The organism is Cellulomonas sp. EB106-03-03-XG116 (assembly GCF_058792015.1).
In genome coordinates this window covers 36739-60442 of the sequence record NZ_JBYTEP010000008.1, presented here as the reverse complement: position 1 = coordinate 60442, position 23704 = coordinate 36739, and the positions used below count along the sequence as shown (strand labels likewise).

The 23704-nt window shown below is 77.0% G+C and carries 18 protein-coding genes; 10 read left to right on the top strand and 8 right to left on the bottom strand.

Annotation, left to right across the window (positions count from 1 at the left end; translation table 11 throughout):
* The first annotated feature begins 24 nt into the window (after positions 1-24).
* Both AC3WUG_RS05540 and AC3WUG_RS05535 read left to right on the top strand, forming a co-directional pair.
* The gene (locus tag AC3WUG_RS05540) at positions 25-2232 is read left to right on the top strand and encodes an MMPL family transporter (RefSeq protein ID WP_492326749.1); all 2208 of its coding nucleotides are present in this window, start codon (positions 25-27) and stop codon (positions 2230-2232) included.
* Between the two features lie 67 nt (positions 2233-2299).
* Positions 2300-3091 carry a phosphatase PAP2 family protein gene (locus AC3WUG_RS05535; protein WP_492326748.1) on the top strand — a complete coding sequence of 264 codons (792 nt, stop codon included), beginning with the start codon at positions 2300-2302 and terminating at the stop codon, positions 3089-3091.
* Between the two features lie 62 nt (positions 3092-3153).
* On the opposite strand, the gene AC3WUG_RS05530 is transcribed toward AC3WUG_RS05535, so the two are convergent.
* The 3 genes from AC3WUG_RS05530 to AC3WUG_RS05520 all read right to left on the bottom strand — a co-directional run bounded on the left by AC3WUG_RS05530 (position 3154) and on the right by AC3WUG_RS05520 (position 7727).
* Positions 3154-4767 (bottom strand): ABC-F family ATP-binding cassette domain-containing protein, encoded by a 1614-nt coding sequence (locus tag AC3WUG_RS05530; RefSeq protein WP_492326747.1) that lies wholly within the window; start codon positions 4765-4767, stop codon positions 3154-3156.
* A gap of 369 nt (positions 4768-5136) precedes the next feature.
* On the bottom strand, positions 5137-5913 hold the full coding sequence (locus AC3WUG_RS05525) for a glycosyltransferase family A protein (protein ID WP_492326746.1): 777 nt from the start codon (positions 5911-5913) through the stop codon (positions 5137-5139).
* Between the two features lie 161 nt (positions 5914-6074).
* Positions 6075-7727, bottom strand: a complete 1653-nt coding sequence (locus AC3WUG_RS05520) for a proton-conducting transporter transmembrane domain-containing protein (protein WP_492326745.1) — start codon at positions 7725-7727, stop codon at positions 6075-6077.
* A 196-nt stretch (positions 7728-7923) separates the two neighbouring features.
* Between AC3WUG_RS05520 and AC3WUG_RS05515 the strand changes: the two genes are divergently transcribed.
* From AC3WUG_RS05515 to AC3WUG_RS05505, 3 genes are all read left to right on the top strand, one after another.
* A complete protein-coding gene (locus AC3WUG_RS05515) occupies positions 7924-9549 on the top strand; it encodes an MFS transporter (RefSeq protein WP_492326744.1) in 1626 nt (541 codons plus the stop codon).
* A gap of 133 nt (positions 9550-9682) precedes the next feature.
* Positions 9683-10879, top strand: coding sequence for an acyltransferase family protein (locus AC3WUG_RS05510; protein WP_492326743.1), 1197 nt, complete (start codon positions 9683-9685; stop codon positions 10877-10879).
* A 578-nt stretch (positions 10880-11457) separates the two neighbouring features.
* Positions 11458-11727 carry a hypothetical protein gene (locus tag AC3WUG_RS05505; protein WP_492326742.1) on the top strand — a complete coding sequence of 90 codons (270 nt, stop codon included), beginning with the start codon at positions 11458-11460 and terminating at the stop codon, positions 11725-11727.
* Positions 11728-11752: 25 nt separating this feature from the next.
* Here the strand turns inward: AC3WUG_RS05505 and AC3WUG_RS05500 are convergent, their stop codons facing one another.
* The 3 genes from AC3WUG_RS05500 to AC3WUG_RS05490 all read right to left on the bottom strand — a co-directional run bounded on the left by AC3WUG_RS05500 (position 11753) and on the right by AC3WUG_RS05490 (position 13985).
* Positions 11753-12430: a hypothetical protein gene (locus tag AC3WUG_RS05500; RefSeq protein ID WP_492326741.1), complete on the bottom strand. Its 678-nt coding sequence runs from the start codon at positions 12428-12430 to the stop codon at positions 11753-11755.
* 5 nt (positions 12431-12435) lie between these two features.
* Complete coding sequence (locus AC3WUG_RS05495; protein ID WP_492326740.1) at positions 12436-12891, bottom strand: hypothetical protein; 456 nt, start codon at positions 12889-12891, stop codon at positions 12436-12438.
* 245 nt (positions 12892-13136) lie between these two features.
* The gene (locus AC3WUG_RS05490) at positions 13137-13985 is read right to left on the bottom strand and encodes an HAD hydrolase family protein (RefSeq protein ID WP_492326739.1); all 849 of its coding nucleotides are present in this window, start codon (positions 13983-13985) and stop codon (positions 13137-13139) included.
* Positions 13986-14057: 72 nt separating this feature from the next.
* Between AC3WUG_RS05490 and AC3WUG_RS05485 the strand changes: the two genes are divergently transcribed.
* Both AC3WUG_RS05485 and AC3WUG_RS05480 read left to right on the top strand, forming a co-directional pair.
* Positions 14058-14648, top strand: a complete 591-nt coding sequence (locus tag AC3WUG_RS05485; protein ID WP_492326738.1) for a TetR/AcrR family transcriptional regulator — start codon at positions 14058-14060, stop codon at positions 14646-14648.
* Complete coding sequence (locus AC3WUG_RS05480) at positions 14645-15805, top strand: GDSL-type esterase/lipase family protein (RefSeq protein WP_492326737.1); 1161 nt, start codon at positions 14645-14647, stop codon at positions 15803-15805. The genes AC3WUG_RS05485 and AC3WUG_RS05480 overlap by 4 nt, the downstream gene beginning before the upstream one ends.
* 263 nt (positions 15806-16068) lie before the next feature.
* Here the strand turns inward: AC3WUG_RS05480 and AC3WUG_RS05475 are convergent, their stop codons facing one another.
* Positions 16069-17688: a methyl-accepting chemotaxis protein gene (locus AC3WUG_RS05475; RefSeq protein ID WP_492326736.1), complete on the bottom strand. Its 1620-nt coding sequence runs from the start codon at positions 17686-17688 to the stop codon at positions 16069-16071.
* 121 nt (positions 17689-17809) lie between these two features.
* Between AC3WUG_RS05475 and AC3WUG_RS05470 the strand changes: the two genes are divergently transcribed.
* A complete protein-coding gene (locus AC3WUG_RS05470; protein ID WP_492326735.1) occupies positions 17810-19174 on the top strand; it encodes an MFS transporter in 1365 nt (454 codons plus the stop codon).
* 18 nt (positions 19175-19192) lie between these two features.
* Here the strand turns inward: AC3WUG_RS05470 and AC3WUG_RS05465 are convergent, their stop codons facing one another.
* Positions 19193-19807 carry a TetR/AcrR family transcriptional regulator gene (locus tag AC3WUG_RS05465; protein WP_492326734.1) on the bottom strand — a complete coding sequence of 205 codons (615 nt, stop codon included), beginning with the start codon at positions 19805-19807 and terminating at the stop codon, positions 19193-19195.
* Positions 19808-19926: 119 nt separating this feature from the next.
* On the opposite strand from AC3WUG_RS05465, the gene AC3WUG_RS05460 reads away from it, so the two are divergent.
* Positions 19927-20640 carry a LytR/AlgR family response regulator transcription factor gene (locus AC3WUG_RS05460; protein ID WP_492326733.1) on the top strand — a complete coding sequence of 238 codons (714 nt, stop codon included), beginning with the start codon at positions 19927-19929 and terminating at the stop codon, positions 20638-20640.
* 130 nt (positions 20641-20770) lie between these two features.
* Positions 20771-23698, top strand: a complete 2928-nt coding sequence (locus tag AC3WUG_RS05455; protein ID WP_492326732.1) for a glycoside hydrolase family 3 protein — start codon at positions 20771-20773, stop codon at positions 23696-23698.
* Positions 23699-23704: the final 6 nt, after the last annotated feature.

Sequence of the window (23704 nt, the reverse complement as noted above, 5' to 3'; positions counted from 1 at the left end):
ACGACCGACGAGAGAAGACATCCCATGGCGACGTTCCTCGCACAGGTCGGGCGGTTCAGCGCCCGGCACAGGCTGCTGGTGGTGATCGCGTGGCTGGCGCTGTTCGCCGGCCTCGCCGGCGTCCTCGCAGCCAACGGCACGGGGGAGAGCGCCGACGACACGATCCCCGACTCCCGGGCCTCCCAGGCGCTCGAGCGGATGGCCGCGGAGTTCCCCGGGTCCGCCCCGGCCGAGGACGCGCAGACCCTGCAGCTCGTGTTCCACCCGGACGCGGGCGATGTCGCCGACCCGGCCGTGGCGCAGCGGATCGGCGCGGTGCTCGACGAGGCGGCCGACCTGCCCGGCCTGCGGTCCGTGACCGACCCGTTCGACCCGGCGCGCCCGGCGGTCGCGCCGGACGGGAGCCTCGCGGTGGCCACCCTGACCTACGCCGGGCTCGACGAGGCCGGCCAGGAGGCGTCGTACGCGGCGGCCCTGCGGCTCCAGGAGCAGGCGCCCGCCGACCTGGGGGTCGAGCTCGGCGGGAACCTGGTCCCGCTCGGCGCGCCCGAGCAGGGCGTGGGCGAGCTGATCGGCGTGCTCGCGGCGTTCCTGGTGCTCGTCCTGACCTTCGGCACCCTGCGCGCGGCGGGCGCGAACCTGCTCGTCGCCGCCTTCGGCGTGGGCCTCGGGGTCCTCGGCGTGCTCGCGTACGGCTCGATCACGCCGATCGGCGAGAACTCCCTCATCCTCGCGGCCATGCTCGGCCTCGCGGTGGGGATCGACTACGGCCTGTTCGTCCTGTCCCGGTTCCAGCAGGAGCTCCGGGCGGGCCGGACGGTGGAGGACGCGGTCGCCCGGGCCACCGGCACCGCGGGCACCGCCGTGGTGTTCGCCGGCGCGACGGTCGTCGTCGCCCTCGTCGCGCTGGTGGTGGCGCGCATCGGGTTCATCACCGTCATGGGCGTGGCCGCCGCGTTCGCGGTCGTCGTGGCGGTGCTGCTGTCGCTGACCCTGCTGCCGGTGCTGCTCCGCACGATGGGGCTGTCCGCCCTGCCCCGCCGGCACCGGCGGGCCCTCGCCGAGGGCCGGCTGCGGACGGAGGCGGACGCGGACACCGGCGCCGGCGGGTTCCTGCGCCGGTGGGGCGCCCTGGTCGTGCGGCGCCCGGTCGTGTCGCTGCTCGCCGGCGCGGTCGTGCTGGTCACGGTGGCGCTGCCGGTGCTGGGCATGCGGACGGCCTTCCACGTCCCGGGCGGCGCGGACCCGGAGTCGACGGAGCGCGCGGCCTACGACCTGGTCCTCGACGCGTTCGGCGGCGTGCAGAGCCCGCTGATCGTGCTGGCCGAGGGCGACCAGGTCGCGGCGCGGACCGCGGCGGTCGAGGAACAGCTGGCCGCCCTGCCGGGCGTGGCGAGCGTGAGCCCCGCCGAGATCGCGGACAGCGGGCGGGTCGCGCGGATCACCGTCGTCCCCACCGGCGGGCCGATCGACGACGCCACGAAGGACCTCGTGCACGAGCTGCGCGCGGACGGCGGCACGCTGGTCGACGGCGTCACCCTCGAGGTCACCGGCGAGACCGCCGTCGGCATCGACCAGGACGCCGCGCTGAGCTCCGCCCTCGTCACGTACGTGGTCGTGATCGTGCTGATCTCGATGGCGCTGCTGGTGCTGATGTTCCGCTCGGCCCTCGTCCCGGTCGTCGCGACGGCCGGCTACCTGCTGTCGGTCCTGGCGTCGTTCGGCGCGAGCACCGCGGTGTTCCAGTGGGGGTGGCCGTTCCCGCTGATCCGGGCCGCGCAGGGCGACCCGATGATGAGCCTGCTGCCGATCCTGCTCGTCGGGGTGCTGTTCGGGCTGGCGATGGACTACCAGGTGTTCCTGGTGTCCCGGATCAAGGAGATGCACGACCGCGGGATGCCGTCCCGGGACGCGGTCCTGGCGGGCTTCTCCCGCGCGGCCCCGGTGCTCGTCGCCGCGGCGTCGATCATGACCGTGGTGTTCGCCGGGTTCGCCAGCAGCACGTTCGCGGTGGCGGCGTCGATCGCGTTCGGGCTCATGGTCGGGGTCGTCGCGGACGCGTTCGTCGTCCGGCTGGTCCTGATGCCGGCGAGCCTGACGCTCCTCGGCGAGGCGGCCTGGTGGCTGCCGCGGTGGCTGGACCGGGTCCTGCCGCACGTCGACACCGAGGGCCACGCCCTGGCGGACGCGCCGGCGGCGCCCGCGCCGGACCCGGAGCCGGTCCGCGCCTGACTGCCGCGCCGCGCCCGCGCGCCGCGCTCGTCGAGCGCGCGCGGGCGCGGCCTGGGACGATCGCCCGATGCCCCCCGAGCCCTGGTACCGGCGGACCGCCGCCTCCGCCCGACGGTCGGCGCTCGCCGTGTGGCACCGCCGCGGGGAGCTGCGCGACCCCACCTCGCGCGCCGCGGTCGTCCTCGGGCTGCTGCTGGTGGTCGTGGGCGTCACCGGCCTGCTGGTCGTGCACGACGCGGTCGCGGAGGGGGACGACCTCGCCGAGGCCGACCTCCCGGTGCTGGACTGGCTGGTCGCGGCCCGCGGCCCGGGGGTCACGGCGTTCCTCACGGCGGTCTCGGCGGTGACGGGGCCCAGCGTGCTCCCGGTGGTGGTCGTCGCCGCGTGCCTGGTGTGGGGGCTGGCGACGCGCTCCTGGTGGCAGCCGGCGCTGCTGGCCGGGGCCATGGTGCTGTCGACGCTGGTGTCGCTGGCGATCAAGTCGGCGGTGGCCCGCCCGCGCCCGCCGCTGGACACCATGACGGTGCCGGGGTCGGAGTCGACGTACTCGTTCCCGTCGGGCCACACCGTCGGCACCGCGACGTTCCTGCTCACGGCGGGGTACCTGATCTGGATCCGGAGCCCGCACGTGCGCTCGCTGGTGCTCTGGGCGCTGGCGACCGGCGCGGGCATCCTGCTCGTCGCGGGCAGCCGGCTGTACCTCGGCTACCACTTCCTCACCGACGTGACCGCGGGCTTCGCGCTCGCGGTCGCCGTGCTGGGCCTGGTCGTCGTGGTCGACCGGCGCCGGGCGGTCCGCGCCGCGCGCATGACGGCCGGCGCCGGGGGCGACGACGCGGGGGCCACGCCGGCGGGCTGAACCCGCCGGCGCGCGCCCGAGCGGCGCCCGTCCCGTCCGCGCCCCCCGCGCCCGCCCCGTGCTCAGCCGGGCAGCTCCGCGCGCCGCCGCAGCCGCCCGTCCGCGCCCAGCTCGACCACCGTGTCCAGCCCGATCCGCTCCAGGAACGGCCGGTCGTGGCTCACCACGAGCAGCGCCCCCCGGTACGCGTCGAGCGCCTCCGCGAGCTGCGCGACGCTCGCGAGGTCGAGGTTGTTGGTCGGCTCGTCGAGGACCAGCAGCTGCGCCGGCGGGTCCGCGAGCAGCAGCCGCGCGAGCGCGACGCGGAACCGCTCGCCGCCGGACAGGGTGCGGACCGGCCGGTCGACGGCGTCGCCGCGCAGCAGCAGCCGGGCGAGCTGGTTCCGCAGCGTCCCCGGCGGCGTCCCCGGTGCGGCGGCCTGCACCGCCGTGAGCGCGCCGGCCTCGTCGTCCAGCCCGTCGAGGCGCTGCGGCAGGTACCCGACCGCCCCGGTGAGCAGCCGACCGTGCGGCCGGCCGGGCAGCGGGGCCGTCCCGCGGACCAGCTGCTCCAGCAGGGTCGTCTTGCCCGTGCCGTTCGCGCCGACGAGGGCGACGCGCTCCGGCCCCTGGACGACCACCGTGCTTCCGCCGTCGACGTCGGCGAGCTCGGCGATCCGCCGGCCGCGCGGCACGCCGGGGTCCGGCAGCGCGAGGTGGATGTGCTCGTCGTCGCGCACGCGGGCGTCGGCGGCGTCCACGGCGGTCTGCGCCGCGCGGACCCGGTCGTCGAGCGTGGACCGCAGCGCGCCCGCGGAGTTCTGCGCCCGGCTGGCCCGGTTGCCCGCGAGGATCTTCGGGATGCCGCCGTCCCGCTGGGTCGCGCGGGCGGTGCGGGCCCGCCGGGCGAGCGTCGTCTCGGCCTCGGCGCGCTGCCGCCGCTCGGCCCGCAGCGCCTGCTGGGCGGAGCGCGCGGCCTGCTCGGCGGCGGCCTGCTCCGCCTCCCGGTGCTCCTGCCAGGCGCTGTAGGTCCCGCCGAACGTCTCCAGGGTCCCGTCGTGCAGCTCGGCGATCCGGTCGACGTGCTCGAGCAGCTCCAGGTCGTGGCTGACGACGACGAGCGTCCCCGGCCAGGTGTCGACGAGCTCGGCGAGCCGGGCGCGGGTGGGCCGGTCGAGGTTGTTGGTCGGCTCGTCGAGCAGCGTGACCGCGGTGCGGCGCAGGCGCAGGCCGGTGACCGCGATCAGCACGGCCTCGCCGCCGGACACCTCGGCCACCCGCCGGGTGAGGTCGGCGGCCGAGAAGCCGATCCCGTGCAGCGCCTCGTCCGCGCGGGCCTCCACGTCCCAGTCCTCGCCGACGGCGTCGAAGTGCCGCTGGTCGACCTCCCCGGACTCGATGGCGCGCAGCGCGGCGAGGGTGCGGTCGATGCCGAGCAGCTCCGCGACGGTGGTGTCCCGCGCGAGCGTGAGCGTCTGGGGCAGGTACCCGACGTCGCCGACGACCTCGACCGCGCCGGAGGTGGGGGCGAGCAGGCCGGCGACGAGGCGGAGCAGCGTGGACTTGCCCGAGCCGTTGCGGCCGACGAGGCCGGTGCGCCCGGCGGTGAACGTGCCGTCGAGGCGGTCGAGGGCGACCGTGCCGTCGGGCCACTCCAGGGTGACGCCGCGCAGGGTGACGGTGGGGGAGGGGGACATGGGCGTGCTCTTCTCTCTCCCGGCCCGTGGGCGGGGAGGGCTGGTCGGCGTGGGCGACCGGCCGGGGCGCGCGCTGCGCGACGGCCACGCGCGGGGCGTGCCGGGGCGGGCGGCCGGGCGGTCGCGCACCGGGTCGGGTGCGGCGCCGGACGTGCGGGGGCTCGTCGCGGCGCGGTCGACGCCCGTGGCGGGCGGACCGGCGCTGCGCGTCGGACGACGGGGCGAGCCACCGGCGGTCCGGTGGCTAGGCTCTGTCGACCTCGATCGTCTCCACGGGGCGACCGTAGCACCGGCCCCCGCGGCGGGCCCAGGCCTTTTCCGCGCCCCGCGCCCCGACGCGGCCGGCCCGGCCGGCCGGCTGATGCGGGGTCAGCGCGGCGGCCCGGCCGGCGTCGCCCGCCCCCGCCACCAGGCCGCCCTGCGCCCCGCCGCCCGCCACGGCGCCTGCTCCGGCCAGTGCAGCACCACGGACCGCCACCCGCGGGCGAGCCGCCGGCCCATCCCGCGCGGTGACCGCAGCGGCCGGGCGGAGATCGACACCGCCAGGCCGGCGTCGTACCGGACCGACCCCGGCGGCAGGTGGAAGCTCAGGTCCAGGTCGTCGTGCACGTCGGCCTCCCGGTGCACCGCGTGGCGGGCGGACCGCCACGCGGTGGCGCGCACCGCGCACGCCGACCCGAACACCGGGGGACCGCCGAGGGCGAGCCCCGCGAGCACGAAGTACGCGCGCATGTAGAGCAGGTGCACCAGCGCGCTCCCCAGCCCGCCGACCGCGCCGAGCCGGAACCGCCCCGGCCCCGTCACCGCGACGCACCCGGGGTCGTCCGCGAGGAGGGCCTCGACCCGCGCGAGCCAGCCCGGCGGCAGCACGGTGTCGGCGTCCACCCGCGCGATGACGTCGCCGGTGGCGGCGTCGTACCCGGCGGCGGCCGCCGGCCAGATGCCGCGCTCGGCCTCGTGCACCACCCGGGCGCCGGCGGCCGCGGCGACCCGCGCGGTGGCGTCCCCGCTCGCGTTGTCCACGACGACCACCTCGTCGGGCAGCCGGGTCTGGGCCGCGAGGGACGCGAGGCAGCGCGGGAGCCGGTCCTCCTCGTCCCACGCGGGGACGACGACCGAGATGCGCAGCGGGGGGCGGCCGGTCACCGGCGCGGCCCTGTCGGATCAGCGAGCACGCCCCATCCCCGCACGACCGGGGCCGCGCGGCAACCGGGGCGCGGACCGGGACGGCGACCGGTGCCGTCGAGGCGGGCGAGGGGGGCAACCTGCTCGGGGCCGACGGCGGCCCGTCCCCGCCCGGGTGGGCGTCAGGCAGGCCGGTCCGGCGGACCGGGCGCGCGAGCCGCCGCCTGCCCGCCCGGCTCCCGCCCGCCCGGCTCCGGCCCACCCGGTGACCACCCGCCGCGGGACCGTCCCCGCGCGGCGGCCGCCGCGTCCAGCGCCCGTCCCAGCAGCGCCACCAGGTCGCCGCGCGGGACGGTGGCGGCGCGCAGCCGCGGCGGCACCAGGCCGGCCCGCAGCGCCCCCGCCCCGGCCCCGGCAAGCCCCAGCCCGAGCAGGACGGGCCACGTCGCCTGCCACAGCGTGACGGTGTCGAGGGCGGGCACCGACAGCACCGGCACCCACCGGCCGGCCAGGTACCAGGTCGCGACGGTCCCCCCGAGGCAGAGCACGACCCAGGACACCAGGCCCACGTCGGCGCCCACCGGCCCGGGCCGGACGTGCCGGCGCAGGATCGTGGCGGTGCGGACCAGGATCAGCGTCGAGACCGTCGCGACGAACGGCAGGGCCACGGTGATCACGGCCAGCTCCGGGCCGTCGGCGAGGGCGCGCTTGGCGGCGTACTTCGCCACCGCGCCGCTGCCGAACGGCGCGCCGACCACGGCGAGGGCGAGCACGGCGGCGCCCGCGAGGACCAGCCCGCGCAGCCGCCCGCCCCCGTGCCGCTGCCAGATCTGCACGGACAGCACGAGGCCGCCCTTGGCCATCCCGTGGTGCACCGCGTAGACGACGGCCGACAGCGCGCACGCCCGCGCCAGCCCCGGGATCGCGAGCGCCACCCCCACCAGCACCGTGATGAAGCCCATCTGGCCGACGGTGCTGTAGCCGAGCGACACCTCGGCGTCGTCGTTCAGCACCCCCGGCACGACGGCGAGCAGGCCGCCGGCCAGCCCGACGACCACCAGGGCGGTGCCCCAGCCGGGCAGGGCGACCTCGCCGAGCGGCAGCAGGCGCAGCAGCCCGACCAGCCCGACCTTGACGACGGTGCCGCTCAGCACCGCGCCGACCGGGATCGCCACCGTCGACTCGAGCAGCGGCAACCAGCCGTGCAGCGGGAACGTGGCGGCGCGGATGCCGAACGCGACGAGGGTGAGCGCCACGACCGGCACCAGGACGGGCGACGCCGCGACCACCGCGGGCGCGTCGACCAGCCGCCCGCCGCCCGCCGACAGGACCAGCGCCGCGGCGGCGGCGAGCGCGGCGTCCGAGGCGACGGCCAGCGCCAGGTGCACCCGGGCGGCCGACCGCGCGGCGCCGCCCGCCGGGAGCCGCGCCATCAGCGCGACCGCGACCGTGGTGAGCAGGCACCCGGCGACCAGCGCGAGCACGTCTGCGGCGAGCAGCGCGAGGGCGTTGCCGGTGCAGCAGAGCAGCAGCAGCGCCGTCAGCCGGACGGCGCCGGCGGTCCCCGCCCGCGCGGTGACGACCAGCGCCGCCGCGTACAGCACCGTCGCGACCAGCACCAGGGGGCGCGACAGCGCGTCGACCAGCACCAGCCCGTCCGGGCCCGCGCCGGACACGGTCCCGGTGCCCAGCACGGCCAGCACCGCGAGCGGGAGCAGCGCGATCGGCGCAGCGGCGGCCGTGGTCCGGCGCCGGTCGCCGGCCCGCCCCAGCAGCACGGCGGCGAGCACGGCCGGCAGCGCCAGGGCGCCCAGCCAGAGCAGGTCGGTCGTCACGGCGGCAGCCTGGCAGGGGCGGTCGCAGCCGCGGTCGCGGGCCCTGGCTGGGTAGGTGGCGGCCCAGCCGGTCGGACGTCGCGCTGACCGGACGCCCCGCCGATCGTGCCCTGGACGTCTCCGCGCAGGTGGGAGGACCCTGGGCCCACCGCCCGCACGGGCCGGTGACGGGACCGCGGCCGGGAGGGGGCGGCGCATGAGCGAGGGGATCCGGGCGGACGCGCCCGCGGGGCGGCGCGCGTCGTGGCTGCCCCTGGTCTGCCTGTTCCTGGCGCAGGTGCTGATGGCCTTCAACCTGGCCTCGTTGCCGGTGTCCATCGGCGGCATGGTCGCCGACTTCGGGGTCCCCCCGACCGCCGTGAGCGGCGCGATCGTGACCTACGGCCTGTCGGTCGCCGCCCTGGTGATGACCGGGGCGAAGGTCGGGCAGCGGCTCGGCTGGGTCCGCGCGTTCCGGGCCGTGGTCAGCACGTTCGCGGTGTCGAGCCTGCTCATGCTGCTCGCGCCCTCCGTCGGCTGGGTCATCGCGGCGCAGGCGCTCGCGGGCGCGTCCGCCGCCGTCATCGTGCCCTCGCTGGTCGCGCTCATCGCCCAGAGCTACGTCGGCGACCAGCGGGCCACCGCCATCGGGTCCCTCGGCTCGGCGCGCGCGCTCGCGGGGGTCGCCGCGTTCCTGCTCGGCGGGGTGCTGGGCACCCTCGTCGGCTGGCGCCCCGTGTTCGGCGTCGCCCTGGCGCTGGCCGTGGCGGTGCTGGTGCTGAGCACCCGGCTGCACCCGGTCCCCGGCGACCCGGCGGTCCGGGTCGACGCGGTCGGGGCGGTGCTCGTCGGGGCCGGGGTGGTCCTGGTGTCCGTCGGCTTCCAGAACCTCGACGCGTGGGGCCTGCTGCTCGCCGCGCCGGGTGCGCCGTTCGACGTGGCGGGGGTCTCGCCGGCCCCGGTCCTCGTCGTCCTCGGCGTCGTGCTCGGGCAGGCGTTCGTGCGGTGGACCCGCCGCCGGGTCGCGGCCGGGCGGACCCCGCTCGTCGACCTGTCGGTGCTCGGCGCGCCGCAGGAGCGCGCGGCGGTCTACGCGATGTTCACGGTGGTCGCGCTCGAGGCGGCGCTGAACTTCACCGTGCCGCTCTACATCCAGATCGTGCAGGGGCGCACCCCGCTCGACACCGCCCTGGCGATGATGCCGTTCAACCTCACGGTGCTCGTCGTCGCCACGCTCGTGGTCCGGCTGTACGGCCGGTTCCCGCCGCGCACGATCGCGCTCGCCGGCTTCGGGCTCACCACCGCCGCGCTGACCTGGCTGTCGCTGGTCGTGACGAACAACTGGGAGACGCTGCCGACCGTCCTCGGGCTGGTGGTGTTCGGGGTCGGCCAGGGCGCGCTGGTGACGATCGTGTTCAACGTGCTGGTCACCGCCGCGCCGCGGGAGCAGGCCGGGGACGTCGGCGCGATCCGCGGCACCACGCAGAACCTCGCGTCGGCGGTCGGCACCGCCCTGGTCGGCGCGCTGCTCGTGACGATCCTCGGAATCGGGGTCGGGCGCGCCGTGCTCGCGCACCCGGAGCTGCCGCCCTCGCTGGTCGCGCAGGTCGACCTCGACTCCGTCGACTTCGTCAGCAACGACGACCTCCGCGAGGCGCTGCGGTCCCGGACCGACGCCGACCCCGCGCAGGTCGACGCGGCCGTGGCGGTCAACGAGCAGGTCCGGCTGGACACGCTGCGGGTCGGGCTGCTGGTGCTCGCCGGCCTGAGCGCCGTCGCCGCGCTGCCGGCGAGCCGCCTCCCGCGCTACCGCCCCGGGGAGGACGAGGGCCGGGCGGGCTGATCGGTACGTCCGATCGGGCGAAAACCGCGCAAATCGGACATGCCTGCCCGGGCGCTGGGCTATCAACGGAGCCTCGGGTCGTGAGGCCGGGCGCCGTCGGCCGCCCGGGACGGCCCCCGACCCGGAGGTGGCGATGTCCGTCCCCACGACCGTCCGCGGCCCGGTCCCCGGCGCGCCGGCAGCGGGCGCGGGCGGCGGTCGGCTGCCGGGCCTCGACGGCCTGCGCGGCGTCGCCGCGCTCGTCGTCCTGGTGCACCACTCGCTGCTGCTGACGCCGGCGCTGATGGCGGTGCACGACGACCCGGCCGCCCCGCGGAGCGCGCTCGTCCAGGTCGTGTCGGCGACGCCGCTGCACCTGCTCTGGGAGGGCGAGGTCGCGGTGCAGGTGTTCTTCGTGCTGAGCGGGTTCGTGCTCACGGTCGCCGCGACCCGCCCGTCGCACCGGTGGGGCCCGTACTACCCGCAGCGGCTGCTCCGGCTGTACCTGCCGGTGTGGGCCGCTGTGGTGCTCGCGGTGGCCCTGCGGATCGCGGTGCCCGTCGGCGACCCGTCGGGGCTCAGCCCGTGGCTCGCGTTCCACGGCGACGTCGGTCGGGCCGGGGTCCTCGGCGACCTGCTCCTGCTCGCCGGGCCGGCCGGCTCGACGATGACCGCGCTGTGGTCGCTGCGCTGGGAGGTGCTGTTCTCCCTGCTCCTGCCGCTGTTCGTGCTCGCGGCGACCCGGCTGCGGCACTGGGCGCCGCTGGTCCTCGGGGCGCTCGCGGCCGTCGCCTGGGTGGGTGCCGCGACCGGTCCGGTCGACCAGCCCTACGCGCTCGGCGCGCTCTACCAGCTGCCGCTGTTCGCGCTCGGCTGCGTGCTGGCCGTCGGCCGGGACCGGGTCGCCGCGGTCACCGCGCGCTGGGGCCGGGTCGCCTGGGCGGGCGTGCTCGTCGCGGCGGTGCTGCTCACGACGAGCTACTGGCTGCTGGACCTCGGCGGTGAGCGGGCGGACGTGCCGCTCGGCGCGGTCGCGCTGACCCGGGTCCTCCAGGCGGCGGGCGCGGGGCTGCTCGTGCTCGCGGCGCTCGGGCCGCTCGCCCGGCCGCTGAGCCGGCCGGCGGTGCGCTGGCTCGGCACCCGGTCGTTCAGCCTGTACCTGGTGCACGAGCCGGTCGTCGTCGCGGTCGGCTACCTGACGGGCTGGACCTCGCCCGCGGTGCTGCTGCTCACCGTGCCGGCTGCGCTGCTGCTGGCCGAGGGGTTCTTCCGCGTGGTCGAGCGGCCGTCGCACCGGCTGGCCCGCGCGGTCGGCGGGCGGCTCGCGCGCCGCGCGGAGCCGGTGCGCTGACGGCGCCGAGCCGCCCGGGCCCCGCGCCCGCCGCGCCACGCCGCGCGCCCGGCCCGCGCCGGGCGTCGAGGTCGGTAGTTCCCGCCGAGTTCGGTGCCTGCAACCACCGACCTCGCGACGAACCACCGACCTCGGCACCGCGGTCGGGCCTCTGCCCCGGCGGTCGACCGCCGTGCCCGGCGTCGGGGCGGCGGCGGCCGGGTCCCCGGGCAGCGGGACGACCGTGCCGACCGGGAGCCAGTCCGCCGCGGGCAGGTGGCCGTCGACGGGGGTGTCGGCCCGGTCCGGCTGCCGGCGCGGCGCGCGCACGACGTCGATCCCCGCGACGACGCCGGTGCCGCCCCCGGCGACCGCCCGGCGGGCGGCGGCGAGCACCGGCAGCGCGGCGGCCGCGAGCGCGGCGACCGGGCCGGCGAGCAGGGCGGCGAACCCCGGGACCCACAGTGCCAGGAGCGCACCAGGGACAAGGGGCGCGCGTGCCGAGCGGCTCTCAGGAAGTCCCCATCTCCTGGACGCCCGGCGTTCATCTGCGGCGGCCACACTCGGTGCGGACGACACGCGCGAGAGGGGTGCGGCGGATGCAGGCGGTACGGGACGTGGGCACGCGGTACTCGTGGGTCCAGGTGGAGCACCCGGTGTACGTCGTCGACTTCCTGGCCTCGGCGGGCGCACCCGCGGAGCGCTGGCGGCTGGTCGACGGCGGCGACGTGCTCGAGGTGCTCGAGTGGGTCGGCCGGCACCAGCGCGGCCGGGCCGTCGCGGTCAGCCTGGAGGTCGAGGACGTGGGCGGCTTCTCGCTCGTGCAGCTCACGCCGGCCGAGGGGCTGCGGCAGGTCGCCGGCTGGTGATCCCGCCGCGCGGGTCGGGCGCCGGTCAGGTGCCCGTCAGCGCGCGCAGCAGCGGCGGGCCGAGCAGCAGCCCGAGCAGGAACGCCCAGCCCGCCGTGAGCCGGCGCTCCGGCGCGGTGAGCCCGCGGCGGTCCCAGGCCGGCGTCGGCTCCAGCGCGAGGTAGGCGATCGCGACCGGCCACGCGTGCACGCCCAGCCAGAACCACGCCCAGCGCGTCGCGAGCCGCGGCTCGGGTCCGGCGATCAGGGTGAGCGGCAGCGCGACGAGGGCACCGAGCCCCAGGTACAGCTGCCACGCCGGGCTCGAGCGCGTGGGGAGCTCCTCGACCTGCCGCACCTCGACGTCCCGCGGTGACGCGGCCGCCGCGGCGAGCAGCCGGCGGCCCTCGTCGACCGGCTCGTCCGAGATCGAGTCGAACCGGTAGGTCGCGCGCCCGGGCCGGCCGTCGCCGGTCCACGCCACCCCGACCCCGCCGATCGTCGGGACGGTCGGTCGCTCGATGGTCATCGTCGCGACCTCGCCCGCGGCCAGCGCCGCCTCCAGCTGGTCCGCCGTGCGGTCGACCGGGCGCAGCGTCGCCTGCACGGCGCCCGCGGCGAGCACCGCGAGCAGCACCAGCCGCACCACCAGGTGCAGGCGCGACGACGGCCGCACCGGGCGCCCGGCCGGGAGCGTGGCGGCGGGGACGAGGACGCTGGTCACGGTGCTCAGCGCGAGGCGAGCAGCGCGGTGAGCGGCGTGCCGAGCAGCAGGCCGATCAGCAAGCCCCACCCGCCCGTGAGCCGGCGCCCGGGCGCGCGGGCCGGCTCGCGCCGCCACGCCGCCGTCGGCTCCAGCAGCAGGTAGACGACCGCCGCCGGCCAGACGTAGGCGACGAGCCAGAACCACGCCCACCGGGTCGCCAGCCGGGGCTCTGGGCTCGCGATGATCGTCACGGTCAGCGCGACGAGCACTCCGAGCGCGAGGAGGGCGTCCGGGGCGTCGTACGAGCCGAGGCCCGACCGGTCGGCGCCCGCGGGCCGCAGCAGCGCGTAGGCGACCGAGGCCAGCACCACGACGAGCAGGACCAGGCGCGCCGCGAGGTGCGCGGTCGACGACGGCGGCACGAGGCGCGGACCCGGTGCGGCCGGAGGTGGCGGTGGCGGGGCGGTGGGCAGGCTCATCACCGCCACGCTAGGCCAGCGACCCGCCGCCGCGTGCGGCTTCCGCGGCCCGGATCCGGCTCCGCTCCGCCGGCCCGATCCCCGGGTCGGTCGAGCGCGTCAGGCGTCCGCGCCTGCGCCCGGCTCGGCCTCCGACCACGACCCGGCGACGTTCACCGCCGAGCGGGCCGACCGGGCGGTGCGCGCCGGGGTCGCCTCCGTGCTGGGCGGGGTGACCGGCGTGGTGGTCTGGGTCGACTGAGGCGTCAGACCAGGCCGACGCGCGCGAACCCCTCGACCAGACCCTCGGCCTGCGGCCCGGCCACGACCAGGTCGGCGACGGCCAGCACCCGCGGGTCTGCCCCCTCGATGGCGACACCGGTCCCGGCGTGCTCGAGCATCTCCAGGTCGTTGAGCCCGTCCCCGAACGCGATCACGTGCTCGCGCGGGACGCCGAAGTGCGCCGTGACCGCCTCGATGCCGAGCGCCTTGTGCACGCCGACCAGGTAGATCTCGCCCGCGGACTCGCCCATCGCGGCGATCGAGCTGGGCAGGATGCCGAGGCGGTCCCCGAGCTCCGCGCCGAGCTCCGGCCACGGGACCGCCGCGCCGAAGTAGGTGATCTTGGCGAACGAGCAGGAGCCGAGGTCCTCGCGCGTCTCCAGCGCCTTGAGGATCTCGAGCGGGCTCGCGGCGCCGTCGGTGCCGCCGTCGGCGCGGCCGAAGTGGCCGCCGAGCAGCTCCCCGAGCCGGCGGTCGACGCCGGGCCGGCCGTACAGCGCGCCGGGCGCCTCCAGGAGGTAGGCGGCGTCGTGCCGGTCCAGCACCTCGACGGCCCGCGCCGCGAGGTCGGGCGGGAACCGCTGGTCGCGCAGCACCACGCCGTCGACCTCGACGTAGCCGCCGGCCGACGCCACGACCCCGTCGAACCCCGCCGCGCGGACCCGCTCCGGGAGCATCGACATCGGGCGGCCGGTGCACAGCAGGACGCGGTGCCCGTTGGCCCGGGCGGCGCGCACGACCCGCTCGTGCCCCGGGGGGACCTCGCCGTGGTGCGCGTAGGTCCCGTCGACGTCGAGGAACACGTACCGGGGGGCCGAGGGCGCGGGAGTCACGCCCCCATCCTCCCGCACCCACCGCGGGCTACGGGTGTATGGCAAAAACCTACAGGGTGTAGGTTGTAGGTCGTGACGCGCGCCGGACTGACCCCCGCCCTCGTCGTCGCCGACGCCGCGGCGCTGGCCGACGAGGCCGGTTTCGACGCGCTCACGCTGTCCGCCGTCGCCCGGCGGCTGGGGGTGCAGACCGCCAGCCTGTACGCGCACGTCCGGGACCGCGGCGCGCTGCTCGACGGCGTCACCGCCCTCGCGATGGCCGAGGTGGCGGCGCGGATCGCCACGGGGATCGCCGGGCGGTCGGGCCGGGACGCGCTGCGCGGGTACGCCGACGCGTTCCGCGACTACGCGCGCGAGCACCCCGGCCGCTGGGCGGCGATGCAGCGCCGCGCGGGCCCGGCCGCCGTCGCCGCGCCGTCGGCGGTGGACGTCGTCGCGCTCACCGACGCCCTGCTGCGCGGCTACGCCGTCCCGGCCGACCAGCGTGTGCACGTCATCCGGCTGCTCGGCAGCACCATCAACGGCTTCGTCCAGCTCGAGCGCATCGGCAGCTTCGACCACAGCGCGCCCGCCCCGGCGGACTCCTGGGGCCGGACGGTCGACGCGCTCGACTCCCTGCTGCGGGCCTGGCCCGCCCCCGACACCGAGGACACCCCCGCATGATCGACGTCCCCCCGACCGACCTCGCCGCGCTGGTCCGCGGCGCCGCCTGGACCGAGCGCACCGCGCGCGGGCTGCGGCCGCACCGGCTGCCCGCGTGGGTGGGCCGGCAGCTCGGCGACCCGCAGCTGGCGGCGATGGAGGCGCAGCCCTCCGGCGTCCGGCTGGCGTTCGCGACCGAGGCCACCGCCGTCGAGGTCGTCCTGCACCCGACCCGCCTGGCCTACCGGCAGGTCGAGCGCCCGCGCGGCGCCGTCGACCTGGTCGTGGACGGGGCCGTGCTCGCGAGCGAGCCGCTGACCGGCGGCGACGCGATCGAGACCGACCTCGCGACGGGGGCGTCCGCGCTGCTCCCCGGCGCGCCGCAGACCGTCGTGCTCGCCGGCCTGCCCGCGGGGGACACGACGGTCGAGGTGTGGCTGCCGCACAACGAGTCGGTCGAGGTCGTGGCCCTGCGGGCCGACGCGCCGGTCCGCCCCGCGCCCGACGACCGCCCGGTGTGGGTGCACCACGGCTCGTCGATCAGCCAGGGCTCCAACGCGGCGACCCCGGCCGGCACCTGGCCGGGGGTCGCGGCGCGGCTCGGCGGGGTCGACCTGCGGAACGTGGGCCTGGGCGGCAGCGCGCTCGTCGACCCGGCGACCGCCCGCGTGATCCGCGACGCGCCGGCCGACCTGATCAGCGTGGCGCTCGGCATCAACGTCGTGAACCTCGACGGCATGCGGCGGCGGACGTTCGAGGCGGCGGTGCACGGGTTCCTCGACACCGTGCGCGACGGCCACCCCGACACCCCGCTGGTGCTCGTCACGCCGATCTTCTGCGGGATCCACGAGGACACCCCCGGGCCCGGGGCGTTCGACCCGGCCGAGCTCGCCGCGGGCCGGGTGCGGTTCGTGGCGACGGGCGGGGACGACCTGTCGAACGGCCGGCTCACCCTGCGGGTGGTCCGGGACGCCCTGGCCGCCGTGGCGGGGCGCCGGACGGACGACCCGCACCTGCACCTGCTGGACGGGCTGTCGCTGTACGGCGAGGCGGACGCCGCGGCGCACCCGCTGCCCGACGAGCTGCACCCGGACGCCGCGACGCACCGGCTGATCGGCGAGCGGTTCGCCGCGACGGCGTTCGCGGCGGGCGGGCCGCTCGGGGCGCCGCGGGGCTGACGCCGGCCGGGGCCCCGGCGGGACATCCGGTCGCCGAACCGGCCACGCGGGCGCGCTCCGGTCGGTAGCGTCGACGCCGGGCCGCCCGCACCGGAGGCGCCCCGCCCCCCGGGGCGGCACCGGGACGACCCGACGGAGGACCGTGAGCGCGATCAAGCCCTGGCACGTCACGCTCGCGGTGGTGGTCGTGCTGACGGTCTCCGCCGTCGTGTGGTTCGCCGTGAGCCTGGTCCGGGCCGCGCGCCGGCGCTGACCCGCAGGTCTCAGACCCGGAACGCCGCGATCTGCGTCGCCAGGTCGCGCGACGCGTCCGCCACCCGCGCCATGTCGCCGTCGACGCGCGCCAGCGTGCCCGCGCTGAGCTCCGCCGCGGCCGCGACCGACCCCAGCCCCGCCGCGATCTCGCCGGCCCCGGTGGCCGCCTCGGCGACGCCGCGGGACATCTCGGACGTGGTCGCCGTCTGCTCCTCGACCGCGGAGGCGATCGTCAGCTGGTAGTCGTTGATCCGGCCGATGATGCGCGAGATGCCGTCGATCGCGTCGACCGCCCCGGTCGTGTCGCCCTGGATCGCCTCGACCCGGCGGGCGATGTCCTCGGTGGCGCGGGCGGTCTCGGTCGCGAGCTCCTTGACCTCGCCCGCGACGACCGCGAAGCCCTTGCCGGCCTCCCCGGCGCGCGCGGCCTCGATGGTGGCGTTGAGCGCGAGGAGGTTGGTCTGCTCGGCGATGGACGTGATCACCTTGACGACGTCCCCGATCTCCTGGGAGGAGGCGCCGAGGCGGGCCACGGTCGCGTTCGTCGCGCTCACCTCGGACATCGCCTCCGTGGCCACCTTCGCGGCCTGCGTCGCGTTCTGCGCGATCTCGCGGATGCTCGCGCCCATCTGCTCGGCGCCCGCCGCGACCGCCTGCACGTTCCGGGACACCTGCTCCGCGGACGCGGAGACGGCGCCGACCTGCGCGCTGGTCTCCCGCGCCGCGGCGGCGCCCTCGGCCGCGGCGCCGCGCAGCGAGCCGACGGTGGCGTCCGAGCCCTGCGCGGTGCGGGCGACCTGGCCGACCAGCGCCGACACCGCGGCCACCGCGTCGTCGAGCGCCTTGCCCGCACGGGAGATCTCGCCGCCCGCGTCCAGGCCGGTGCGGCGCGTCAGGTCGCCCTGCGCGAGCGCGGCCGCGACCTCGGAGATGCGGCCGGCCGGCCCCGCGATGTCCCGGGTGACCTTGCGCCCGGCGTACGCCGCGAACGCCGCGGACAGCACCCCGAGCCCCACGAGCACCGCGCGGCCCTGCTCCTGCTCGGCCTGCTGCCGCGCCTGCAGGTCCTGCACCCGCTCCTCGGCCGAGGCCTGGATCTGGTCCGCCAGCGTCAGCACCTCGTCGTACGACGCGCCGGCGGCGCCCTCGTTGATGGAGGTCAGCGCGGCCGCGTAGTCCGCGGGGTCGCCGGTCGCGAGCAGGGCGACCACCTCGTCGTCGCCCGCGAAGAAGGAGTCCCAGGCGCCCGCGAGCCCGTCGAACGCCCGCTGCTCCTCGGCCGTCGCTCCGGTGGTGTCGAGGTCCGCGAGCCACGCGCGCACGTCCGCCCCGGTCGCGAGCAGGCTGCTGCGGTTGTACGCCGAGTCGGCCAGCGCCGCCTCCGGTCCCTGGGCCGCCGCGTCCGCGACCACCAGGCCCTGCCACCCGGTGGCGTCGGCGATCTGGAACCGCGCCTCCTCGGCCAGCCGCAGCACCCGGTCGGCGTCTGCGATCCGCTCGGCGTAGGACCGCTGCACCTGCGCGGTGACGACGCCCAGCGCGATCGCGACGACGATGAGCGAGGTCAGCAGCCCGAAGACCGCCGCCATGCGCGCGCCGATGGACTGCCGGTTCCAGCTGCTGGTCACGGGACCGCCGTTTCGGGTGGGGGGTGGGTCGGACGCCGCCTCCCATCGGCAGCGGCGCGGTGCGCGGGAGAGGTCCGCCCGGGTGAACCCCGCCGCCCCCGGCGACGTAGCGTGGGGAGCCGTGCCCTCAGAACGCGGATTCGGTCCCCGGTTCGTCGCGCCGGTGCTGATCGGCCCCGTCCTGAACCCCATCAACACCACGATGATCTCGGTCGCGCTGGTGCCGATCTCCCGGGACCTGGGCATCCCGACGTCCCGCGCGATCTGGCTGGTCGCCGGCCTGTACCTCGCGAGCGCGGTCGCCCAGCCCGTGATGGGCCGGTTCGCGGACCTGCTCGGCCCGCGCCGGGTCTACACGGCCGGCCTGGTCGGCGTGCTGGTCGCCGGGGTCCTGCCGCTGCTGTGGTCCGGGTTCGGCGGCGTGCTCGCGGCGCGGGTGCTCATCGGGCTCGGCACGTCCACCGCGTACCCGTCGGCGATGACGCTGATCAGCGACCAGTCCCGCCGGGCGGGCCGGCCGACGCCGCCCGCGCTGCTGTCCGGCCTGTCGATCGCGAGCCTCACCACGTCCGCGGTCGGGCCGGTGCTCGGGGGCGTGCTGATCGCGGCGTTCGACTGGCGGGCGATCTTCCTGGTCAACGTGCCGCTCGCCCTCGTCGCCCTGGCGATGACGGCGGCCTGGGTGCCGCGCGACGACGAGCGGCCGCGGCGGGAGGCGCCGGGGCCGCGCGCCGGCGTCGACGTGCTCGGCATCGTGCTGTTCGCGACCGGCCTCGCGGCGCTGCTGGTGTTCCTGCTGGAGCTCGCCCGCCCGCTGTGGTGGCTGCTCGCCGCCGCGGTGCTGCTGCTGGTGGCGTTCGTGCTCTGGGAGCGGGGACGGGCGGCGCCGTTCGTCGACGTGCGGATGCTCGCGCGCAACGGCGCGCTGACCCGGACCTACGCGCGGATGTTCCTCGTGTACCTCGCCGCGTACTCCGTGGTCTACGGGTACTCCCAGTGGCTCCAGGGCGCGGCCGGCTACGACCCCGACGCCGCCGGGCTGCTCCAGCTGCCGACGGCGGTGCTCGCCGGGCTGGCGTCCGTCGCCGTCGCGCGGAACACCCGGCTCCGGCCGCCGCTGGTCGTCGCCGGGGCGCTGGCGGTGACCGGCGGCACGCTGCTGCTCGTGCTGACCTCGGCGTCGCCGGTGTGGCTGCTGCTCGTGGTGGCCGCGGTGTTCGGGGTGCCGCAGGGGCTGGCGTCGGTGTCGAACCAGGCGGCGCTGTACCGGCAGGCGCCGCCGGACCAGATCGGCACCGCCTCCGGGCTGTCCCGGACCTCGGTGTACCTCGCCGCGATCGGGTCGTCCGCAGTGATCGGGCTCGTGTTCGGGGAGCAGCCGACCGACGCGGGGCTGCGCGCGATCGGCTGGCTGGTGCTCGCCGCGGGCGCGGGCGCGACGGTCCTGGCGGCGGTGGACCGGGCGCTGGGGCCGCGCCGGGGGTGAGCGCGCGGCGTGAGGACCTCACGCGCCGGCGTCGTGCCGGGCGAGCACCCGCAGCCCCGCCGCGACCTCGGAGCCAAGGTCCGTCGACGGGTCCAGGAGCCACTGCGCCTGCGCGCCGTCCCACAGCGCCACCAGCTGCCGGCCGAACCGCTCCGGGTCCACGTCGGGGTGCGCCCACCCGGCCGCCTGGAGCTCGCGCAGGATCTGCGCGTAGCTCGCGACGGTGCGCCGGGTGCGCTCGGCGAGCCAGGCGTGCGCGGGGTGGCCGGGGTCGAGGCCCTCGGCGCACATGCTGGCGAACAGCCGGACGACGTGCGGGTCGGAGTGCTGGGCGCGGATCGCCGCCGCGAGGGTGGCCTCCGGGTCCGGCACCTCGGCGAGCCCCGGCGTACCGGGCTCGGGGCGCAGGCGGGCGTCCGCGTGCTCGAGCGCCGCGACCAGCAGGTGGTCCCGGGACGGGAACAGGTGCAGCACCTGGGCCTCGGTGAGCTGCGCGCGCCGGGCGACCTCCGCCATCGTCAGGCTCCGGTGACCCGCCTCGACGACCAGCTCGTGGGCGACGCGGCCGAGGGTCTCGACGCGGCCGCGCGTCTTGCCGTACGGGCCGCGCCGGGGGCGGGTCTCGGTGGGCATGCCGACACCCTAGCGAGGCCCCGACCTCCCCTCGACAGCGAAAAACAAGCAGGCTAGATTTTCGACCCGCCACGGCGCCGCGCACCCCGCGCACCGCCCCCGGAGCGAGGAGCCCGCCGGTGATCGAGGTCGCGGTCGTCGAGGACGAGGACGTCGCCGTGCAGCGCCTGACCGCCGCGCTGCGCCGGTACCAGGCCGAGCGCGGCGTCCCGCTGCACGTCAGGCGGTACACGGACGGCACGGGGCTGGTCGCCGGGTACCGACCGGGGACGGACCTGCTGCTCCTGGACGTCGGGATGCCCGGGCTCGACGGCCTCGCCGCGGCCGAGCTGGTCCGCCGCCGGGACCCCGACGTCGCGATCGTGTTCGTCACGAACGCCGCGGCGCAGGCGGTCCGGGGCTACGCGGTCGGGGCGCTCGGCTTCCTGCTCAAGCCCGTGCCGTACGACGCGCTGGCGCGCGAGATCGACCGGGCCGTGGAGCGCGCGCGGTCCCGCGCGGACGCCACGGTCGACCTCGTGGCCGAGGACGGCCCGCTGCGGCTGAGCACCGCCGACGTCGTCTGCCTGGAGGCCTCCCGGCGCCGGGTCGTGGTCGACACGCTCGACGGCCGGTACGCCGTCGCCGGGCCGCTCAAGCAGCGCGAGCGCGACCTCGCCCCGCACGGGTTCTTCCGCTGCCACCACGGCTACCTGGTCAACCTGCGGCACGTCGTGGCCGTCCGGCAGGCCACCTGCCGGCTGGTGACCGGGCGCGAGGTGCCGGTGAGCCGGCCGCACCGCGCCGCGTTCCTCGCCGCCCTCACGGACCGGCTGGCGGCGCGGGGCGCCTGACGCGCGACAGGTTGTGCGCCGCGCGACGCGAGTTGTTCCCCGGCCCCGGGCCGGACCCGGTCCCGGTGCTTCGATCGCCGCGCACCCCCAGGGCGTCGCAGTCGACGACCCGTGAGAGATGAGGTCATCGATGTCCACGAAGCAGCCCAGGCGGCTGTCGACACCCGTCGCGGTCGGCGCGTACGTCCTGTGCGCCGCGCTCGCCGGCGGGCTCGTCGTCGGCAACGCCTACGCCACCACGTACTCCGACCTGATCTCGGTCTACCTCGACCAGCCCACCCAGAAGGTGGTCTCGGCCGACGGCACCGACGCCGAGTACTTCACCTCCGGCTTCACGTCCGACGACGACCGGCAGGCGCACCTGGCCGACGTCGGCACCCGGATCTCCGCCGGCGGCATCACCCTGCTGGAGAACGACGGTTCCCTGCCGCTCGCCGGCGACGCGCGGATCAGCGTGTTCGGCCAGGACGCGGTCGACCCCGTCTACGGCGGCGGCGGTGCCGGCTCCGTCGACACGTCGAAGGCCGTGACCCTGGAGCAGTCGTTCGCGGACGCCGGGTTCGAGGTGAACCCGACGCTGTGGGACTTCTACGAGTCGGGCCCCGGCCAGGACTACCGCAAGACCACGCCCGACGTGTACGGCGAGGGCGCGTTCGCGGTGAACGAGGTCCCGCAGGGCGTCTACACCGACGAGGTCCGGGCGTCCTACGCGGACTACGCCGACGCCGCGGTCGTCGTGCTCGGCCGCTCCGGCGGCGAGAGCAAGGACCTGATCGCGACCGGCGGCGCCGGCGACGGCACCTACCTCCAGCTCACCGCGGAGGAGCGGGACCTGCTCGCGGCCGTCACCGACGAGTTCGACACCGTGGTCGTCCTGCTGAACACGCAGAACCCGGTCGAGCTCGGCTTCCTCGAGGAGTACCCGGTCAGCGCGGCGCTCTGGGTCGGCTCCTTCGGCCAGACCGGCGCGGCCGCGGTGGGGCAGGTGCTCTCCGGCGAGGTGAACCCGTCGGGCGCGCTCGTCGACACCTACGCCTACGACTCGACGAGCGCCCCGAGCATCGCGAACCTGGGCTCGTACGACCTCACGAACTCCGAGGTCGACCGCGGGGACAAGTACATGGTCTACGCCGAGGGCGTGTACGTCGGGTACCGGTACTACGAGACCCGGTACGAGGACACGGTCCTCGGTGCCGCGGGCGTCGGCGACTTCGACTACGCCACCGCCGTGCAGTACCCGTTCGGCTACGGGGGGTCGTACACGACCTTCGACTGGTCCGACTACGCCGTGACCGAGGGCGACGACGCGTTCGAGGTCGCCGTCACGGTCACCAACTCCGGCGACGCCGCGGGCCGGGACGTCGTGCAGGTCTACCTGCAGCAGCCGTACACGGACGAGGACCGCGCGCACGGCGTCGAGAAGCCCGCCGTCGAGCTGGCCGGGTACGCCAAGACCGCGTCGCTGGAGCCGGGCGCGTCCGAGACGGTCACCGTCGAGGTCCCGCGCGAGCTGATGAAGTCCTACGACGCCGACGGCGCGGGCACCTACGTCGTCGACGCGGGTGACCACTACCTCGCCGCCGGCACGGACGCCCACGTCGCGCTGAACAACATCCTCGCCGCCAAGGGCTTCACGACGGCCGACGGCATGGACGCGGACGGCGACGCGGCGTTCGCCTGGTCGACGACCGTCGACGCGCGCGACGCCACCACCTACGCGGTGTCCGCCGAGACCGGCGCGCCCGTGACCAACCAGTTCGACGACGTCGACCTGCGGACCTACGACGAGGGCTTCACCTACCTGAGCCGCTCCGACTGGACCGGCACCTGGCCGACGACCTACGCCGACGGCGCCTGGGCGGCCCCCGACGCGCTGCTCGCGGACCTGGAGATCCCGGACGTCGAGGACCCGGACGCCGAGCTGCCGGCCACCGGGACCGTGAGCGAGGAGTACGGCGAGCTGTCCGCCGCCACCCTGGTGGGCGAGCCCTACGACTCCCCGTCGTGGGACGCGCTGCTCGACCAGATGACGGTGACCGAGCTCGACGCGCTCACCCGGATCGGCGGCTACGCCACCAAGCGCGTCGACTCGATCCAGCTCCCCGCGACCGTCGACAAGGACGGCCCCGCCGGCATCTCCGACACCCTCGTCGGCGGCCAGGGCGGCATGGGCTACCCGCCGGCGGTCGTCCTGGCGTCGTCCTGGGACGACGCGCTCGCGGAGGAGTTCGGCGCGGCGATCGGCGAGGACTCCCTCGACCTCGGCGTCGCGGGCTGGTACGGCCCGGCGGCCAACATCCACCGCTCGCCGTACAGCGGCCGGAACTTCGAGTACTACTCGGAGGACCCGGTCCTGTCGGGCGCGATGAGCGCGGCGGTCGTCGAGGGCGCGCAGTCGAAGGGCGTCCTCGTCTTCATGAAGCACTTCGCGCTCAACGACCAGGAGACCGACCGCATCGGCCTGGCCACGTTCGCCGACGAGCAGGCCGTCCGCCAGCTCTACCTGGCGCCGTTCGAGATGGCGGTCCGGGACGGCGGCGCCCGCGGCATGATGGCGTCGATGAACCGCCTCGGGGCGACCTGGAGCGGCGCGCACGCCGGCCTGATGACCGGCGCGCTGCGCGACGAGTGGGGCTTCGAGGGCGTCGTCGTCACCGACCAGGCCTCGTTCGAGGTGTTCGCCTACGAGGACCTGCGCGCGGGCCTCGACGCCGGCACCGACCTGTGGCTCAACACCGACGCGACGCTGTGGAAGCTGACCGACGACCAGATGACCCCGTCGGTCGTCGCCGACATGCGGCGCGCCGCGCACCACATCGCCTACGCGGTGACCGCGTCCAACGCGATGAACGGCCTCGCGGCCGACAGCCGGCTCGTCGCCGTGACGCCGCCGTGGAAGTGGGCGCTGTACGCGGCCGACGTCCTCGTCGGGCTGCTGCTGGTCGGCGCGGTCGTGCTGGTGACCCGGAGGCTCGTGCGGCAGCGTCGCTCCGGCGGCGGGACGCCGGGTGCGCCGCGGCCGGCGACCCGCGTGGACGAGGGCGCGCCGGTGAGCTGACCCGGC

Bases quoted from the DNA above. Each gene is read 5' to 3' on its own strand.
- AC3WUG_RS05540 (WP_492326749.1), top strand. From the start codon at position 25: ATGGCGACGTTCCTCGCACAGGTCGGGCGGTTCAGCGCCCGGCACAGG.
- AC3WUG_RS05535 (WP_492326748.1), top strand. From the start codon at position 2,300: ATGCCCCCCGAGCCCTGGTACCGGCGGACCGCCGCCTCCGCCCGACGG.
- AC3WUG_RS05530 (WP_492326747.1), bottom strand. From the start codon at position 4,767: ATGTCCCCCTCCCCCACCGTCACCCTGCGCGGCGTCACCCTGGAGTGG.
- AC3WUG_RS05515 (WP_492326744.1), top strand. From the start codon at position 7,924: ATGAGCGAGGGGATCCGGGCGGACGCGCCCGCGGGGCGGCGCGCGTCG.
- AC3WUG_RS05510 (WP_492326743.1), top strand. From the start codon at position 9,683: ATGTCCGTCCCCACGACCGTCCGCGGCCCGGTCCCCGGCGCGCCGGCA.
- AC3WUG_RS05505 (WP_492326742.1), top strand. From the start codon at position 11,458: ATGCAGGCGGTACGGGACGTGGGCACGCGGTACTCGTGGGTCCAGGTG.
- AC3WUG_RS05495 (WP_492326740.1), bottom strand. From the start codon at position 12,891: ATGAGCCTGCCCACCGCCCCGCCACCGCCACCTCCGGCCGCACCGGGT.
- AC3WUG_RS05480 (WP_492326737.1), top strand. From the start codon at position 14,645: ATGATCGACGTCCCCCCGACCGACCTCGCCGCGCTGGTCCGCGGCGCC.
- AC3WUG_RS05465 (WP_492326734.1), bottom strand. From the start codon at position 19,807: ATGCCCACCGAGACCCGCCCCCGGCGCGGCCCGTACGGCAAGACGCGC.
- AC3WUG_RS05455 (WP_492326732.1), top strand. From the start codon at position 20,771: ATGTCCACGAAGCAGCCCAGGCGGCTGTCGACACCCGTCGCGGTCGGC.